This window comes from Crossiella cryophila, from assembly GCF_014204915.1.
Lineage (GTDB): Bacteria > Actinomycetota > Actinomycetes > Mycobacteriales > Pseudonocardiaceae > Crossiella > Crossiella cryophila.
The window spans coordinates 9,305,109-9,321,408 of the sequence record NZ_JACHMH010000001.1 but is presented as its reverse complement, the minus strand read 5'-3'; the positions used below and the strand labels follow the sequence as shown (position 1 = coordinate 9,321,408).

The window sequence follows — 16,300 nt, the reverse complement described above, 5'->3', positions numbered from 1 at the left end:
CGCGGAGCGCGCGTGCGGGGACCCGCGGACACCGAACAGGTCAAGTCCTGCTGACACGTCGAAACTGTGTGACAACGTATCAACATCTATTGCGACAGTAGTTCTCGCAGTTGAGTTGCCTTGAACCTATCGATGTCCTCGAAGATCTCCAGTGCGGCCCGCCAGCACTTCTGGGCGCCGAGTAGGTCATCGTCTCCCAGATAGAGAATATTGCCCTTTTCCTGGATGTCGTCGGCTTCGCTCCAACGGTCTCCGCATTCGCGGTGGGCGGCCAGGGCATCGGCGCAGTAGACGTGCGCCTGGGCGAACTCGCCGCAGGCGGTGGCGGTGCGGACCAGCCGGATGAGGGTGTCACCTTGGGCCTTGCGGTCACCGAGGGAGCGAAACAGTTCGAGCGCTTGCTTGCCGAAGACCATCGCCCGGTCGAGATCGCCTTGGCCACGGTGGGCATCACCAAGCGCGGCGAGCGCGGTCGCCTCACCGTATGTGTAGCCGCTGGCCCGGAAGCGCATGACTGCTTCGGCCAGCGCATTGGATGCTGCTGCGTACTGTTTCCGGTCCATGGCTACGTAGCCGATGCCCGCCAATCCCCAGCAGTATCCGATGGATCCAGGGTGGTCATGGCTGAGGTTCAGCGCGCGCTCAAAGTGGCCCTGCGCCTCGTCGAGTTGGTGTTGCTGACGACAAGCCTCACCGAGGTTGGTCAACACCCACGATTCGGCGAGTTCGTTGCCGGCCGCACGCGCGGCCTCCACCCCGATCAACTGGGTGGACAACCAGATGCCCCATGGCTTCCGCAGCAGGAAGAAGCCGAAAAGCGCGACGGCCAACTGCCAGCATTCGGTGTTCAGTCCAGCCTGACGGGCAGCCTGCAGGATGGAGGTGAAGTTGGCCAGTTCAGTCTCGCACCAAGCCGTCGCCTCGTCGTAGTCGGTGAAACGCCAGGGGTGTAGTCCGTCGCGTGGCGCCCCCAGGTTCAGGTGCGGGCAATGCGGGGTCAGCACACGGAACGCCGAGTTGGCCGAATACAGATACCAGCGGACGAGCCGGCTGACCGCGGTCGCGCGGACCTCGTGGGTGTCGGTGTCCTCGGCCAGGTCCGTGGCGTACAGCCGGAGCAAGCCCAGGAGTCGGTAGGCACCGGGGCCGGCTTGTTCGACAAGGTGGGCTTCGACCAGTCGAGTCAACAGCCTGCGGGTCCGGGACACAGTGCCGCCGGACAAGGCCGCCACGGCCTCGGTGCTCAGGAATGGGCCGCGGTGCAGGCTCAGCAGCCGGAACAGGCGTGCTTCGCCGTCGCCGAGGGCACGGTAGGACCAGGAGAACACCGCACGAAGCGCGAGGGTGTCATCGTCCCCGGTGGTGAGGACGTTGAGCCGGTCAGCCTCTCCGATCAGGTCCGTGGCCAGTTCGGAAACGGCGAGCTGGGGATGGGCGACGAGGCGTTCGGCGGCGATCCTCAGCGCCAATGGCAGGTAGGAGCAGCGCTGGGTGATGCTGGCCACGGCGCCGGGATCGGTGTCGGCGCGGCGGGGACCGACGATCAAGCGAATGAGTTCGGCGGCTTCGTCCAGGCTGAGCGGGTTGAGGGTGATGCACACTGCCGCGTCGGCGATGACGAGCCCGGAAAGCCGCTGCCGACTGGTGGTCACCACGACACAGCTTTCCGAACCAGGCAGCAGCGGTCGCACTTGTCGCGAGTCGACGGCGTTGTCCAGCACGACGAGCATCCGCCGCTGGTGCAGCAGGGAGCGGTACAGCGCGGCACGATGGCCTTCCTCAGCCGGGATTCGGTCGGGAGCAACACCGAGCGCGCGAAGAAAGCCTTCGAGGACATCGTTTGGAGAGGCTGGGCTCGCGTCGGGGCCGTACCCGTCCAGCGCGGCGAACAGGACACCGTCCGGGAAACGGTCGCGGACGCTGTGCGCCCAGCGCAGGGCGAGGGAGGTCTTGCCGACGCCCGGCGTGCCGTCGATGGCCACGACCGTCACTGAACCGGGGTGCTTGTCGTCTCCGAGCAGGCCGGTCATCCGGCTCAGGTGGTAGGACCGCCCGACGAACGTCGTCGGGGCGGCCGGAAGTTGCGCCGGCTTCGGTCCGGCGGTCGGCTTGGCCTCGGCGACGTCGTGGAGCTGGAACAACTTCCCGTCGGCGTCCAGTGCTGTGTCACATGCCTTGGCGAGCGCGGTGGTCGACGGGATCAGCCCGCGTTCAACTCGGCTCAAGTGCCCTTTGTTGTAGTGCACCAACGCGGACAGTTGGCTCAGCGACAGTCCATTTCGGACTCGCCAGGCACGCAGCTCAACTCCAAACGATCTGGATCCGGGCGTGTTCGAGTAATGCTCCCCCACTCGGGCCTCCCCTCCCTGGTAGTGAAGCTACGTCGAACAGGGCAGCCGGACTTGGTTGACTAGGCATGATTCGCCGATCGGGTGACGTCCATCGAAGTTGTCGATGTTTACTCAAGGGCCAGCAGACAGAGGTGCTCGACCAGGTTCCCGACCAGCGGCACGTAGTCCATGGTCTGGTCAAGGCTGCGGCAAGAGGAGTTCGACTCGGTCAGCTCCTCGGGCAACCGGGGCGGCGCGGGCGGTTGCTTCGCCTTCTCCATGCCTTCGTGGTGGCGGTCGAGGAGGGTCTGCGGTGGCCCGGCCGCCAGCTGGTCGAGCCGATTTTGGTAGGTGCTCGGGTCGAGCGGTGTCGCTTCCCGGTAGGCCATGCCGACCGGGCTGCCCATGCACTGCCCGGCCGCACCGGGCTTGCCTGCGGAGTTCACGGTGTCCTGCACGCGAGCCGTGATGGCGCCGCGGCAGTCGTCGACCGCCGCGGCGCGGCCGGCGACAAATGCGGCTGGGTTGATCGCCTGGTTCTTGGCGAACTCGGTGAGGTTGGGCATGGCCAGCAAGTTCGTGGCCAGCCGGGCGCCGCGGCCGGCTGGCAGTTTCGGCGCAGGCAACGCGGGCAGAGGGGGTAGCGCGTCCAAGAGCGAATCCGCCGACGTGGACCGTGGGCGCCTGGCTTGTTGGGAGAGAAGGGAATCCGTGGGACCGACAACACCGGAGCGTTGCAGGAGGTCGGTTTCGGCCTGGAACCCGGCCAGAGCGCCGTTCATTTGCGCGCGGCGCGCCTCCTGGCCGCGGAGCGCGTCGTTGAGCAGCGGGGTCAGGCGCGCGGCGCTGGATCGCGCGGCCATGAGTTGCAGGTACGCCTCTTGTTGAGCGGCGAACTGACCGAAACCGTTCCCGAGTCCGAGTTTGGGCAATGGCATCTCCAGCAGGTTGGCCGCCGGAGTTCGGTCGGGTTGAACTGGTTGGGGCACAGGCACTGTGGGCCTGACTGGGGCGCTCGTGTCCGCGCCGGAAACGCCGGAAACAGCCAGCGACAACAAGGCGGAGACGAGCAGAAGCCTTCTGGTATAAGGGAATCGAACCTGGGTGGACATTGATCACGCTCCGGAGAGTCGAGGGGTAGTGGCCTGGACGGCGACCATCGCCGAGGCGACCTCCTGCCGGGCTCGGCGGGAGTCCAGGAGATCTGCTGCGCGCGCGGCCCCCTCCAAGGAGGCGTATGCGCGCGCGAGGTGGTCGAGAGCGGGTGCGGTAGCCAGGGAGTGTTCGGTCGAGGTTTCCTGTAGCTGGGTCGCAAGTCGCCAGCCTTCCTGTGCGATGGGCAGGATGGCGCTGAAGTAGGCGCCTGCACTGGGCTCCGTCGCGCGGCGTGGCTCGTTGGCGGCGGCCGCGGCCAGGCGTGCTTCGACGGCGCTCAGGCGGTGCACCTCGTCGGACATGAGCCGGGCGACGGCCTGCGACGATGGCGGCGGCGTGCAGCCGAGCAAGAGCAGGAGCGACACGCCGATCACGGCGCGGGCGAGGATCCGATGCATACCTGGCTAGGTAACGCGCCCGGCAGCGCTTGGTTGGATCAGTTCGCTCTTGGACGACAGCGGTCGCGGAAGGTGGTGCCGAGGTGCTCGCTCGTCAACAGGCGCTCGGCGGTGCCAGGGATGGCGGCGATGCCGTCCTCCCCGAGTGAGCTGCCAGATCCCGCCCCTGGGCGCCGCGGTGATCCCGGTCGTGCGAATACTCCCGGACGATCTCGGCTCCCAGTTGCTCGGGAACGAGGGTGCGCGGCGATGTTCGAGATCCGGTGTTGTCGGGGCTCAGGTTCGGATCGACCGGTGCGGTCCCGCTCGGGACCGAGGCGCGCCCCGCGACGAGCAGGGCGCAGCTGGCCATGTACCCGGTCCTGTCTGGTGAACGAGACCGACGGCGTGTTCGAGAACTGGTTGTGTCCATGCCCTGGGAGATAACGCACACCAGCTCGGCTGGTTGGGGGTGGGTGCGTGCCGCAGGAACCTGCGGCACGCACCCGATCGTGCAAGTTCAGGGCTTCGCGGTCGGCGGACCAGCCGGGGCCGGTGGCTGCGGAGCCGGAGCAGGCCTCGGTGGTACCGGGGTCCGAACCGTGGCGTTCGCAGACAGGGCGGTCGCCCGGCTCATCTGGGTCTGCAATTCGTTGAGCTGCCGCACCAACCGGTGCTGCTGGTCGTCGAACTGCCGGCCGAGCTGGTTGATCGCGTCCACGACCCTGCCGAACTGGAACTGGTGGTCATCGTGTGGGCGGTCTCGCTCCATTCGACCGGTTGCCAGTCCCCGCTCGTAGGCGTCCCGGGCCACCTGCATGTCGATCTGCTCCCGGGTTCGGCGAGCAGCTCGGTCGGAATGCACGGCCCGCCAGAGCAGCACCGCCGCCGCGGCGAGCAGGACCAGGCCGATGACGGTGCCGATCAGCACGGCGGCAATCGATCCTGGCGACATGGGTGGGTAAAGCGGGTTGTCCATGACCTTCTCCTCCGCGTAAGGCGCGTGACTCTCCGGTGTGGAACGCCATGGCGGAGCAGGTAACGCGGGGAACGGAAGGCATGAAAAAGGGCCCCGGCGCAGGTAGCCGGGGCCCTCGTTTCCGTGCGGGGGCCTACTTCTTGAGCGGTTCCACGACGTCCCAGGTGGTGTCCGCGGCGAAGGAGTTCGGGTTCTCATACCACTGGTCGCCGCCGTTGCGTGCTGACCACAGCTGCCCCTGGGTGTGCCGGATGAACCGGTCCGGCAGGTTCCAGGACTCCAGCGAGACGCCCCTACCGTCCAAGCCGTCCCGCGCGCACCAGGTGGCATCCGCGGTGAGCTGGGCGCTGCCGTCGTTGCGGTCCAGCCGGATCCGGCCCTGTGCGTGGCGCAGGAAGTTGCCGGGCAGGTTACTCGCCTCGATGGAGTAGCAGTTGCCGTCGGCGAGCCCTGGCACGATTCGCCAGGTGGCATCGGCCTTGTCCAGCTCGGGACTGCCTTCCTCGATCAGGTCGATCCAGCCCTCACCGCGGGCATGCCGGGCGTACCGGTTGGGCAGGCCCTGGTTGGTGACCCGCAACGAGCGATTCGGCTGCGCGGGGGTGACCAGGTCGTGCCGGGCCTTGCTCACCACGCGCACCGTCCACTGCTGGTCGGTGGTGTGCCGGTTGTCGGCCTGGACCAGGAAGGTTCCCTCGCCCGTGCCGGATCCGGTGGGCTGCACGACCTTGCCGGTGGCCCGGTTGCGGAGTTCGGTCGCGCCGTCCTTGGCGGGCAGCAACTCCCACTCCTGGCGTGGCTGGTCACCGCGGCACTCGTGCTGGCCGACCGGTGCGCCTTCGCCGGTCGCGCCGCCGGTGATCTCCAGGCACTTCTTGGAGTTGACGCTCTTGAACGAGTACCGGTTCTGGCCGCGCTCGATGACCTCCCATTGCTGGTTCGCCCGGCCGTGGCAGTTGGCGATCACGGTGCGGGCGTCGTTCTCCCAGCTGGCGAAGTACACATCCACGCAACGGCCGGAGTGCACTCCCCGGAAGTCCACGATGGCGTTCTGCACGACGCCGGGGATTCGCCTGCCCTTGTCGATCTGCTCGGTGATCCAGCCGCCGATGTCGTCGACGCGGACCTCGGTGGCGCCGTTGTTGGTCGTGCTGGTGCCGAGGCAACCCCGCTGCCAGGAGTTGCTGTTGATGCCGACCAGTTCGGCCCGGCCGTCGCGTTCCCGGAACGCCGGGCCCCCGGAGTCGCCCTTGCAGGTGCTGGCTTCGGCGGGGGTGTGTCCGCTGATGGAGAAGGTGGCCGGGGCGACCGCACCGACCGCGAACCGCGCGGACTGGAGGCGCTCGGGCACCCACTCGGTCGTGCTGCGGCCGAATCCCGCGACGCGCAGCACCTCGCCGGCAACCGGTGCGGTGGTGGTGAGCCGGAGCGGGGCGATCCCGTTGACCGGTTCGGCGAGCTTGGCCAGCACAAGATCACGGCCGGCGTATCGGGCAAGCTCGGTGACCCGCACGACCTGACCGGTGGTCTGGAACCGGTTGGCCCGCCCGATGGTCGCGGTCGTTCCCTCCGGGGCTGCCGCGCCGGTGCCCTGCGGGTTCCCCGGGAAGCAGCTCGCCGCGGTCACCACCCACTGTGGGTCGACCAGCGCGCCCGAACACGCCTGATCGCCGATGTGCACCCGGGCGGCGAAGGCGTACTCGCTGTCCGCTGCCGAGGTTCCGTTGCTGATCGCGTTGGCGGTTGTGGCGCTCAGAAGCATCGTGGCGATGACTACCGCCAACGAACCTGCAGCCCAACCACCGCCCTGTGAAGGACGCGGCATGAAATTATCCCCCTGAACTGAATTACACAAAGAGAAAGCGGTGAAAGAACGTCCTATTCGACTCACGCCGATGCGTTGATCTCCAGCAGGACGCCGAGCTTGCCGGGCTCGGAGCCCTCGCCGACTCCGATCCACTCCCGTTTGGGAACGGTCACCGTCTTGCTCGCACCGTTTACCCACACCAGTGCGGTCACGTTGTGCGCGGTGTTTCCGCGGATCGCATAGGTCTGGTCGAGTTCCATGGTCAACTTGCCCTTGGGGCCGAGGACCTTGAAGCAGAACTCGTCGCGGTTGCGGCTCTTGACCCGCACCGGATCTCCGCCAACGGCGCAGTCCACCAGGATGATGTTGCCGTCACCCCGGTACAGCCGAAGGCCCTTCTCCTGGAAGATCTTGTCCGCATCCGGGTAGGCGAAGTCCTCCACGATCGGCGGCGGAGTGTCCTCGGCCAGCGCGGTCGGACCCGCTCCGACAAGCGCCGATCCGGCGACCACGACAAGAACAGCAAGACCAACAAAGGACCGCACAGGCCCATCCCCCCTGCAAAAGTGCACACGATAAGAAAACTGATCAACCTGTCCCCACCAGGTTCCCCGGCAGCAATCTAGACAGAGGACACCTGGCGCGCCAAATAGTTATGACGTACGTCACGGCATGTAACAACAACGGAGTCCGCCAATAGGGTGTTTTCCTTGCGCACGCTCCGGCAATGCCGTAGACAGTCTGCCGGCGAGTCACTTCGAGTGCTTGCCGACAGGCATATGCCAAGGGGGGCAATTTCATGCATGTCAGACGACTCGTGCTGCCCGCAGCACGAGCGATGACCACATTGCTGACAGTGGTGGCGCTGGGCGCTGGCGCGGTCGGCACAGCCGGCGCCGAGACCGCGGACCCGAATATCGGCGAAGCGCGCCGCCAGGCGCTGGTGCTGATGAAGACGGGGGGACCAGGGGTATCCCGTGCCGCCGAGGCTGCGCTCACCGGGTCCGACGAGGAGGTCCGGACCTTCATCCGGACTGGCCAGCGGCAGGCCGAAGAAGACGATCTGCGGGTCCGGGCCGTGCAGATGATGTCCGCTGGCGGTCCAGGGGTGAAGGCCGCGGCGCAGAAGGCCCTGGACGGATCCATCGAGGACGTTCGGACCTTCGTCACCACCGGCTGGCGGAAGCCGTCTCAGGACGACCTCGAAGTCCGCATCCTGCAGATCATGACCGAGGGCGGCCCGGGGGTGAAGGCCGCGGCGCAGAAGGCCTTGGACGGATCCCTAGAGGACAAGCGCAAGTTCTTCCTCGTCGGCCAGGTCGATGCCCGCGGGGACGACGATCGGGTCCGGGTCACCCAGATCCTGACCACCGGCGGCCCCGAGGTCCGCAAGGCTGCGCAGCGGGCCCTCGACGGCAGCTCCGAGGACGTCCGTGAGTTCCTGCTCACCGGCTACCAGGTGGCCGCGGCCCGCGACCAGGAGACGCTCTCCGTCACCCAGCTCGTCGACCTGGCACAGATTGCCGGTGCCCAGGCCGCAGAACAGACCAAGGCCGCGAAAGAAGCCGCCGACCAAGCGGTGAACGCCGCACGGTTGGCCAAGGACGCCGCACTGAAGGCGGCCGAGGAGACCAAGGCCGCCCAGGAGTCCTCGACCAAGGCCGCGCAGGCGGCGAGCCGGGCGGCGGACGCGGCCGACCGTGCCGCCCGTGCCGCGCAGAACGCGATCAACGCTGCCGCAGTGGCCAATCAGGCAGCCCGGGCCGCGGCCAGCGCGGCGAGCCAGGCCGCCCAGGCGGCGGCAGCGGCCGGGCAGGCAGCTTCGAAGGCACGCAACGCGGCAGCTGGGGCAGCGACAGACCGTGGCCAGGCCGAGTCGGCGACCAGAGCCGCCAAGGAGGCCCGCGACGTCGCCAAGAGCGCACGTCTGGCCGGCGAGGCCGCTGACGCTGCCGCCAAGGCCGCGGCCGCGGCCGGAGACGCGGCAGCGGCGGCGAGCCAGGCCGGTTCCCACGCCGGTGAGGCAGCGGGTGCCGCCGATCAGGCAGGCGAGCACGCCAAGCGTGCCGGTGCCAGCGCGGCTCAGGCCAAGCGGGCCAGTGAGAAGGCCAAGCGGTCAGCCGCCGAGGCCACCCGCGCAGCCAAGGCGGCCCAGTCGATCGCGGGCGAAGCGGCCCGTGCGGCCCGCGAAGCCAAGGACGCGGCCTACCAGGCCGCTCAGCACGCCGACAATGCCGCGACCGCGGCCGAGGAAGCGGCTCGACACGCAGGCGAGGCGGAAGGCGCCGCCGACCGAGCGCAGGCCGCCGCGGAGGGTGCCAAACAGGCCGCGGATCATTCCCAGGCCGCGGTGGACAAGGCGCGGACGATCTCGGAGATCGCCCGGCGGGCAGACGCTGAACGCCTGGCCCAGCAACAGGCTGAGGCGGTTGCGGCTGCGGAGGATGCGAAGCTGGCAGAGGCGGACAAGCAGGTCGACACGACGTGGCAGGCCGGCGAGGCGGCGAAGCTTGATGCCGAGGCTCAGCGGCTGCTGACTACCGCACAGGATCCGGCCGCCGACCAGACCACCGTGGTGGGCAACGGTCGCAAGCTCGCCGGGCGGCTGGTTCGCAGCGGGGGCAGTTGGGTGAAGTCCGCCGCCGGTGTGGCTCTGGTTGGCAGCCACGCAGACGTGGTGTCCTTCGTGCGCACCGGACTTGCCAGTGCGGTGGAACAGGACGATCGCGCCAGTGTCGGTCACATCGCTGACACGGCGAGCACCCCAGGTGAGCGTCTTTCCGCGCGGAATGCCGTTACCAACGACTACTCCCTCGTCAAGCAGTTCCTGAGCACTCGCTGGTATGCGGGCAAGGAGGATGACGATCGGATCCGGGTCACCCAGATCCTGAGCAGCGGCGGTCCCGGCGTCAAAGCCGCGGCCGGCAAGGCGTTGGACGGTAGCGATACCGACATTCAGCGGTTCCTGGACTTCGGTCAGCACAAAGCGCGCGAGGACGACGAGCAGGTCCTCATTACGCAGGCGATTACCACAGGCGGACCAGAGGTCCGGGCAGCAGGGCAGGCAGCCTTGTCGGGACCGGCATCGCATCGGCGAGCCTTCCTTCATGTCAAGCTGATGCAGGCGCAACAGCGAGACGCCGACACGGCCAGTCACGTGGCCCAGATCAATTCCTACCTGGCACGTGCTGCCCAGACCGCTGCCACCGCCAGGCAGAACGCGGCGGAAGCACAGGCTGCGGCGGCTACTGCCAGAGGCGCCGCCGATGAGGCCAGGAACTGGTCCAATCAGGCCCAGGCATCGGCAACCCAGGCCCGGAACTTCGCCAATGACGCGAAGTCCTCGGCCGAACAGGCACAGCGTTCGGCTGACCAAGCTGCCGAATCCGCCAGGCAGGCGCGCGCGGCCGAAGCCGCCGCACAACGGGATGCGATTGCCGCTTCCAGGTCGGCGACCCGAGCCGCGGCGTCCGCGGCGTCCGCGCAGAGGTCGGCGGCTCAGGCACGTGCCGACGCGGACCGGGCAGCGGCCGATGCCCTTGCCGCAGGCAAGTCACGGGACGAGGCGGCGGCCGCAGCCAGCGAAGCAGGACGGATCGCGGCGGAGAAACAACGACTGCAGGAGGCAGGTTCTCGCCAGGAGGATGCTCAGCGGCGGCAGGCAGGCGAAGCGACTTCCGCCGACGAGGCCGCGCTACTCGCGGCGGGTGGCCAGGAGCTTGTCGATCAGTACCGCCAGGCGCTCACCGACGCGAGTAAGAGCGTGGTCGACTGGATCATCGAGAATGGCGGAGAAATCCTGATCAAAATGCTCGGGGTGGAAAATATTGTCAACTGCGGAACCAAGGGCGAAGACTGTTTCTGGGCTCTTATCGATGTAGGCGCGTTCGCATTCGCCCTCACGAAAATTGCTTCCGTCAGCAGAGCCATCTGGCGAGTCGTCAACGGAATTGGCGAATTTCTGGAGCGAAGCTCTAAAGCAAAATCCATTCTCGATCGCAGCGCCAAGTTCATCGAGGAAGCACGCAAGCGAAAGCCGCTGCAGTATGCGGAGTGCCTAGTTGACCCCAGTGACCCAAGTGGCGCACCTGCCGCCGCCTCCGACACGCGCAGCAAATCCTTTTCAGTCAGGGGCAAGAAGGACTGCCTGAAGTTCAAGAAAGTCGGCCTCCCAGCCTCCGACTGGCAAACCAAGGGCGCGCACGTGCACATGGAGGACGGATCCGAGGTCAAGATCTTCGCCGACAAGGCTGGAAACCTGGTCGGCGACGCAATTAATGCCAATGGTACGCTACCCAGCAACAAGCAGATCAAGGCCGCTCTCGACCATGTACGCAAGAACCGAGATGTGATGCAGAGGCTACTCGAAAACTGTGAGTCCGCACTTCCGAACCTCAAGAGCGGCGGACAGTTTCCAGTCAAGGATCCAGGGATGATTGAGGAAGTTTCCCACCTTGCGAAGACACTAAGGAAGATGCTCGGATGACCACCCTTGATCTTTGTGGCGACTTTATCTCGAGTGGCGGAATTCTGGATCTCAAGCTGGGATCGCACCCAGACGACTGGAAAGTCAAGCTGGGTGACAGCAGCAGCGAGTACAGGCCGTCCGCCACAGTTCTCCGCCTGGAGTTCGGCTCAATCTCCGCACATTTCTTCCTTGATCAGGACAAGTGGGAATGCGCGTCCATCAGCTTCGATCTGCACAAGCTCGACAAGCCATGGGGGGCGCTTCCCAATCCTGTGTCAGAGCGGTACGGGATGCCGGAGAAGCACGTCAGGTTCGAGGATCTGATTTCAACACCCAGTCAATCCAGTAGTCCAATCTATCGGATTCTCGACGGCCAGATGCCAGAAATTGACGGATTCTGGTTTTCCGACGCAAAACTGAGTGTGCAAGTAGTCGCAGATTCAGAATTTGCAGCCGAGGAAAATAAGTCGGTTGGCGACGTGTGGTCAATTTCCCGTACCGCGAACTCATCAGTAGAAAACTTGCGAGTTGAGCAGTACCGATAAGGGGTCGGCTACGCGCGTGAAGGCTCGCTGGTACCTCGCACCAGCGAGCCTTCACCGTCGGCGCCGGCAACGCCAGGTTCGGCCTCTGCAGGCCACCAGTGGACACGTTGCACTCGACCTGCTTGCCCACCAGGCTGGTGTACCTCACCCCGAGGGCGCCGAAGTACGGCATTGCGGACAGGCCCTGCACGCTCAGTCGGCCGCCAGCTTCACACCCAGCCCGATGAAAATCCCGCCCGTGGCCACATCGATCCGCCGCTTCGCCGCCCGCCGCCCGCGCAACCAACCCCCGATCCGCCCGGCCAGCACCCCAACCGTCCCATCCACCAGGAACTCCACATGATCAGCACCGCACCCGGGATCGCGAACTGGAGCCAGACCTGGCCCAGGCGGGGTTGATGAACTGGGGCAGGAAGGCGATGGTGAAGGTGACCATCTTCGGGTTGATCAGGTTGGTGAACAGGTCGTTGAGGAAGGCCTTGCACGCGGTCATGCCACCGCCGGCGACCACCGCGTCGGGGTTGTCCTGGTTACGGTTGCGGATCATCTGCACACCCAGGTAGACCAGGTAGATCGCGCCCGCGATGCGCACCACGGTGAACGCGGTCGGCGCCACCTCGAACAACGCGGCCAAGCCGATTATTGCGCGGAGGATCTCATGATGACCGTGTATGTCGTGTCCGATCCGGACTTTGCGCGCAAGTTTGACATGAAGATCGGTGACGCCTGGTCCATCGGCTCCGTATAGGTATGTAGTTTTGCCACTGGGGTTCCCACCGCCAACCTGCGGCGGGAACCCCAGAATTGTTTCAACCGGGTCACACATTCTCGCGATAATGCTCGTCCCTGACTTGTTGCTCAGCAAGTGAGTCCGAGTTCTGCGTCGCTGGGTCGCGGGAAGTCCACCGGATCGATGGCGATCAGGACCGGTGCGCCGTCGATCCAGTCCCGTGTCGGCCTCGGTTTGATGATCGCCCAGCCGGTGGGGATCTCCGAGAGGAACTGGGAGAGGTCGCGGTGGTCGTAGCGGCCGTCCTTGCCGAGCTTGGCCATCATGCGTTGTTTGGATTCGTAGCTGTCGGCGGAGTGCACGGCGACCAGGCCGGCGCAGTTGATGGCCTGCTGGGACAGTTTCTCCGGGCTCTGCACCACCAGCATCAGCGCCAGCCGCAACGAGCGCCCCATGGACAGGGTCTGGTCGAAGACGGTCTGGGTGACCCCAGAAACGTCCTGTTGGTCGCGGGCATCCGGCAGGTAGTCGTTGGCCTCCTCCAGCACCACCAGGGTTTCGGAGAGTTTGCCGATGTTGTCGCGGGCGTAGGCGAAGGCGGCGGTGAACACCGCAGCCAGCACCAGCGCGCCGGATTGGGCGTCGAGGTGGGCGGCTTCCAGCACGACGCAGTCGCCGCGGCCCATCAGGTCGCTGACCTCGATGGTGGCGCTGGTGGCGGAGCCGGGTGGGTCGGGTAGGTAGATGCCGGAGCCGTAGACGTCGCGGTGAAAAAATTGCAACCTGTTCTGGATAACGTTGTAGCCGGTGACCAGCTCTTTGCTGGTGGTAGCCCGGCGGGAGATAGCCTCCAGGTGGGCGTCGACCCACTCGGCAAGGTCGACCATGCCGACGAAGCGGGACAGTGCGGGGCGTTCGTAGACGGTGGCGGTGTCACCTTGGTCGGGGTCGGGGCGGGCGGCCGACCAGAGGGTGTGCAGGGCTTGCCAGAGGATGCCGCGGCCGCGGGGCCCGAGGGAGCCGACTTTGGCCATGGTGTCGCAGATGGCGTCGCGGTAGACGTTGGGGCGCACGCCGGGTGGGATGCGCAGCAGGTTGTAGCGCAGGTACGGACCGGTGCCGGTGATGGGCGGGCGGTGGCCAGGAGGTGGTTCGCTGCTGAGGTCGTAGAAGCGGAACCGGCCGGTTTGCTCGGGTGGGAGGCTGTGGGCCAGGCGGCGCCAGTCGCTTTTGCGGTCCAGGGCGAGGACACCACGCGGGACTTGGCGGTGGGTGGGCAGGCCGGTGGTGGCCTCGATGTCGCGGATGCTTTGGGTGGTCTGCAGCCACTCGTGGGCCAGGCGTAGGCCGGTTTCGGTTTTGCCGCGGCCGGTGGAGCCGGTGATCAGCGGGTGCAACAGGTCGTTGTGCACGTCGTCGACGAGGAGGGAGAACTTTTCGCGGGAGACCACGGCGCGTTGGGTGTCCACGACGTGGCCGAGGTGGATGGGGCCGTTGCGGGCTTGGGGGAAGACCAGGGTGGGCAGGCGGGTGGCGGAGGCGGCCACGATGCCGGGCACGTCGATGCGGGGCGGGGTGCTGAGTACGGCGACCTCGTTGGAGAGCAAGGCCGTGCCGTAGTAGTGGGGTTCGATGACCTGTGGCCGGCGGTCGGCGTGGGCGCAGGGACTGAAGGCGCGGGCGTGTTCGATGAGGTGGTCGGTCTGGGTGGTGGTGAGGGTGGTGGAGACGCAGAAGGGTTGTGGCACTGGGGTTTTCTTGCCGGTGCCCCAGAAGCTGGAGGTGAGCAGGCCCGCTGCGGCTGCGGCGGTGGCGGCGTCGGGGACGAGCATGTAGCCCTGGGATAGCCACATTCCTTCTTCCAGGCCGAGGGCGAGGCGGTGGAGTTGGGCGGTGTAGATCTTGCTGACCTGGTCGGCCATGGCGTCCAGGGTTTGGCGGGAGGCGCCCATGCCGAGGGTAGGGACGAAGGAGAGGCTTCCGGCGACTTGGGAGTTGCGGGCGGCGGAGGCGGAGAGGGCGTCGGAGCGGCCGTAGGTCTCGCCAAGGCTGCGGCCCTGGCTGTCGCTGGTGCCGTTGGCGATGCTGTGGTTGCGGCCGGCCTGGTGGGAGGTTGATTCCTGGTTGGCCACGCTGTGGGTTCGGGAGGCGGCGGTGGACTGCTGGGTGCCGGTGTTCTGGCCAACGCCTTCGGTCCAGCCGCGGTTCGTGCCGGTGGTGGCGCTCTGCCCGGCCGAGGTGGTGTCCGAAGTGGACAGGCTCTGGCCGGTGGTGGTGCCTTGGGTGCGACCGACGGTGTTGCCGATCTGCTGGCTGGTGCCCTCGGAGACGCCGGTGTTCCAGCCCTGACTTGCGGCCAGGGAGTTCCCGCCGGTGTAGGAGGTGTTGGTGCCGTGGGATGTGCTGGTACCGCGGTTCTGTGATTCCGACGCGGTGACTCCCTGACTGCCACCGACGTTGGTCGAGGTTCCATGGCTTTGACCGGCGGTGTAGCCAATCTGGTCGCTCGTGCCGGAACTGGTGTCCACGCTGACGATCAAGGATCCTCCCAGGCCTCGGGAGGAACTCTCGCCGTGCGAAGTGCTTGTTCCCGAGCTGACCTGTTGGCTGGTTCCTTCGCCCCAGCTCTTTCCACGGGATTCGGCGGTGCCGGTGGTGTGGCCGGTGGATTCGCCGTAGGTGTCGTTAGTACCTACGGAGGTGGAGTCGCTGCGGGTGCCGGTGAGGCTTCCGGTGCTGCCGACGCTGTGTTGCTGGGACTGGCCGATGGTGTTGCTCTGGCTGTGGGAGAGCTGGTCGCTGGTGCCGGTGGAGACGCCGCGGGTGGTGCCCTGGGACTGCTGGGTGGACACGCCCTGGGTGTCGGACTGACCGCCGGAAAGCCCCTTGCTGAGCGTGGTGCCCTCGCTGGTGCCGCGGGTGTCGGTGAGTCCGGTGCCCTCGGTATGGGTGGTGCCGCGGGTGTTGGTCACCGCCTCGGAGACCCCGGCGGTGGTGGAGGCGGTGGTGCCCTGGGTTGCGGAGAGGCTGTCGGTGCTGCCGGAGTTGACGCCGAAGCTGTGCGCGTTGCCGTAGGCGTCCCCGGTGGCGGTGGAGAACATCATCGGCAGCCCGACCCCGGCGGAGATGCTGCGCTGCCCGTGCACCTGGGAAGCCACCGTGGACAGTTGCTCGGCGGCGGAGGAGAGTCGGGAGGTGATCTGGTCGAGGGAAACGGGGCTGGCCATGAGGACCAGGAGGTAGCCGGGGCCGCCGAGCAGGCCGCGGATCAGTTCCTCGATGCCCTCCTCGAACTCGCCACCGGACTCGTGGGTGCCGGCCAGTGGCATCCGCAGGTCCTCGCCCACATCGCGGCGCGGCATGGGGATGCCGCGGATGGGCAGCACGTGTGACCACTGCTGTTGCTTGTGCAGCAACCATTCCGCTTCCGGCGGAGTGAGTGCACGGAATCGGATCTGCGGATAGGCGCCGACCAGTTGCGCGGACAGGGCGGCGAAGTGCTGGTCGGCTTGCGCGCGGGCTTCGGCGTGAGTCGCGCCGACGCCTTGCACACCCATGAGGTTGAGCACGCCGTGGCCTTCGGTGCCGGTGTCGCCGAGCACGCAGACGTAGTGGATCTGTTGGGACCACAGGGCGCGGACGAGATCGCGTTGGTCGTCGTACTCGTTGGCGCGTTTGCGTAGCATCGGGTTGAGGACCGGCATGCGCACGATGCGCAGGAACCGCACCGACTTGATCAGCGGTTGCCAGTCGGGGTCGCCGTGATCGCAGACGCTGAGCCGGTAGTCGAGGTAGTGGATCGCGTTCGGGTCGCCGCGGTCGGGGACGGCATCGGCGGAGTGCAGTTGCATGTCGGGGAACTCGGCGAGCGCGTCGCCGGAACGGACTGCGTGTGTCACGGGTTTCTCC

Annotated in this window: 11 protein-coding genes; 2 read left to right on the top strand and 9 right to left on the bottom strand. The window is 66.8% G+C overall.

Annotation, left to right across the window (positions count from 1 at the left end):
* Nucleotides 1-86: 86 nt before the first annotated feature.
* From HNR67_RS39960 to HNR67_RS39935, 6 genes are all read right to left on the bottom strand, one after another.
* Complete coding sequence (locus HNR67_RS39960; RefSeq protein ID WP_185008710.1) at nucleotides 87-2,351, bottom strand: ATP-binding protein; 2,265 nt, start codon at nucleotides 2,349-2,351, stop codon at nucleotides 87-89.
* Nucleotides 2,352-2,458: 107 nt separating this feature from the next.
* Entirely contained in the window at nucleotides 2,459-3,268 is an 810-nt protein-coding gene (locus tag HNR67_RS39955) for a hypothetical protein (protein WP_185008708.1), read from the bottom strand.
* 177 nt (nucleotides 3,269-3,445) lie between these two features.
* A complete protein-coding gene (locus tag HNR67_RS39950) occupies nucleotides 3,446-3,883 on the bottom strand; it encodes a hypothetical protein (RefSeq protein ID WP_185008706.1) in 438 nt (145 codons plus the stop codon).
* A 499-nt stretch (nucleotides 3,884-4,382) separates the two neighbouring features.
* Nucleotides 4,383-4,841 (bottom strand): hypothetical protein, encoded by a 459-nt coding sequence (locus HNR67_RS39945; protein WP_185008704.1) that lies wholly within the window; start codon nucleotides 4,839-4,841, stop codon nucleotides 4,383-4,385.
* 133 nt (nucleotides 4,842-4,974) lie between these two features.
* Entirely contained in the window at nucleotides 4,975-6,603 is a 1,629-nt protein-coding gene (locus tag HNR67_RS39940) for an AbfB domain-containing protein (protein WP_185008702.1), read from the bottom strand.
* Between the two features lie 125 nt (nucleotides 6,604-6,728).
* Nucleotides 6,729-7,160, bottom strand: coding sequence for a hypothetical protein (locus HNR67_RS39935; protein ID WP_185008700.1), 432 nt, complete (start codon nucleotides 7,158-7,160; stop codon nucleotides 6,729-6,731).
* Nucleotides 7,161-7,486: 326 nt separating this feature from the next.
* On the opposite strand from HNR67_RS39935, the gene HNR67_RS39930 reads away from it, so the two are divergent.
* Together HNR67_RS39930 and HNR67_RS39925 are read left to right on the top strand one after the other, a co-directional pair.
* Complete coding sequence (locus HNR67_RS39930) at nucleotides 7,487-11,134, top strand: ALF repeat-containing protein (RefSeq protein ID WP_185008698.1); 3,648 nt, start codon at nucleotides 7,487-7,489, stop codon at nucleotides 11,132-11,134.
* Nucleotides 11,131-11,661 carry a hypothetical protein gene (locus HNR67_RS39925; RefSeq protein WP_185008696.1) on the top strand — a complete coding sequence of 177 codons (531 nt, stop codon included), beginning with the start codon at nucleotides 11,131-11,133 and terminating at the stop codon, nucleotides 11,659-11,661. The genes HNR67_RS39930 and HNR67_RS39925 overlap by 4 nt, the downstream gene beginning before the upstream one ends.
* A gap of 192 nt (nucleotides 11,662-11,853) precedes the next feature.
* On the opposite strand, the gene HNR67_RS46040 is transcribed toward HNR67_RS39925, so the two are convergent.
* The 3 genes from HNR67_RS46040 to HNR67_RS39915 all read right to left on the bottom strand — a co-directional run bounded on the left by HNR67_RS46040 (nucleotide 11,854) and on the right by HNR67_RS39915 (nucleotide 16,290).
* The gene (locus HNR67_RS46040) at nucleotides 11,854-11,988 is read right to left on the bottom strand and encodes a hypothetical protein (RefSeq protein ID WP_281403279.1); all 135 of its coding nucleotides are present in this window, start codon (nucleotides 11,986-11,988) and stop codon (nucleotides 11,854-11,856) included.
* A gap of 16 nt (nucleotides 11,989-12,004) precedes the next feature.
* A complete protein-coding gene (locus tag HNR67_RS45405) occupies nucleotides 12,005-12,295 on the bottom strand; it encodes a LysE family translocator (protein WP_246492700.1) in 291 nt (96 codons plus the stop codon).
* 224 nt (nucleotides 12,296-12,519) lie between these two features.
* Nucleotides 12,520-16,290 carry a serine-rich protein gene (locus HNR67_RS39915; RefSeq protein ID WP_185008694.1) on the bottom strand — a complete coding sequence of 1,257 codons (3,771 nt, stop codon included), beginning with the start codon at nucleotides 16,288-16,290 and terminating at the stop codon, nucleotides 12,520-12,522.
* Between the last annotated feature and the right edge of the window lie 10 nt (nucleotides 16,291-16,300).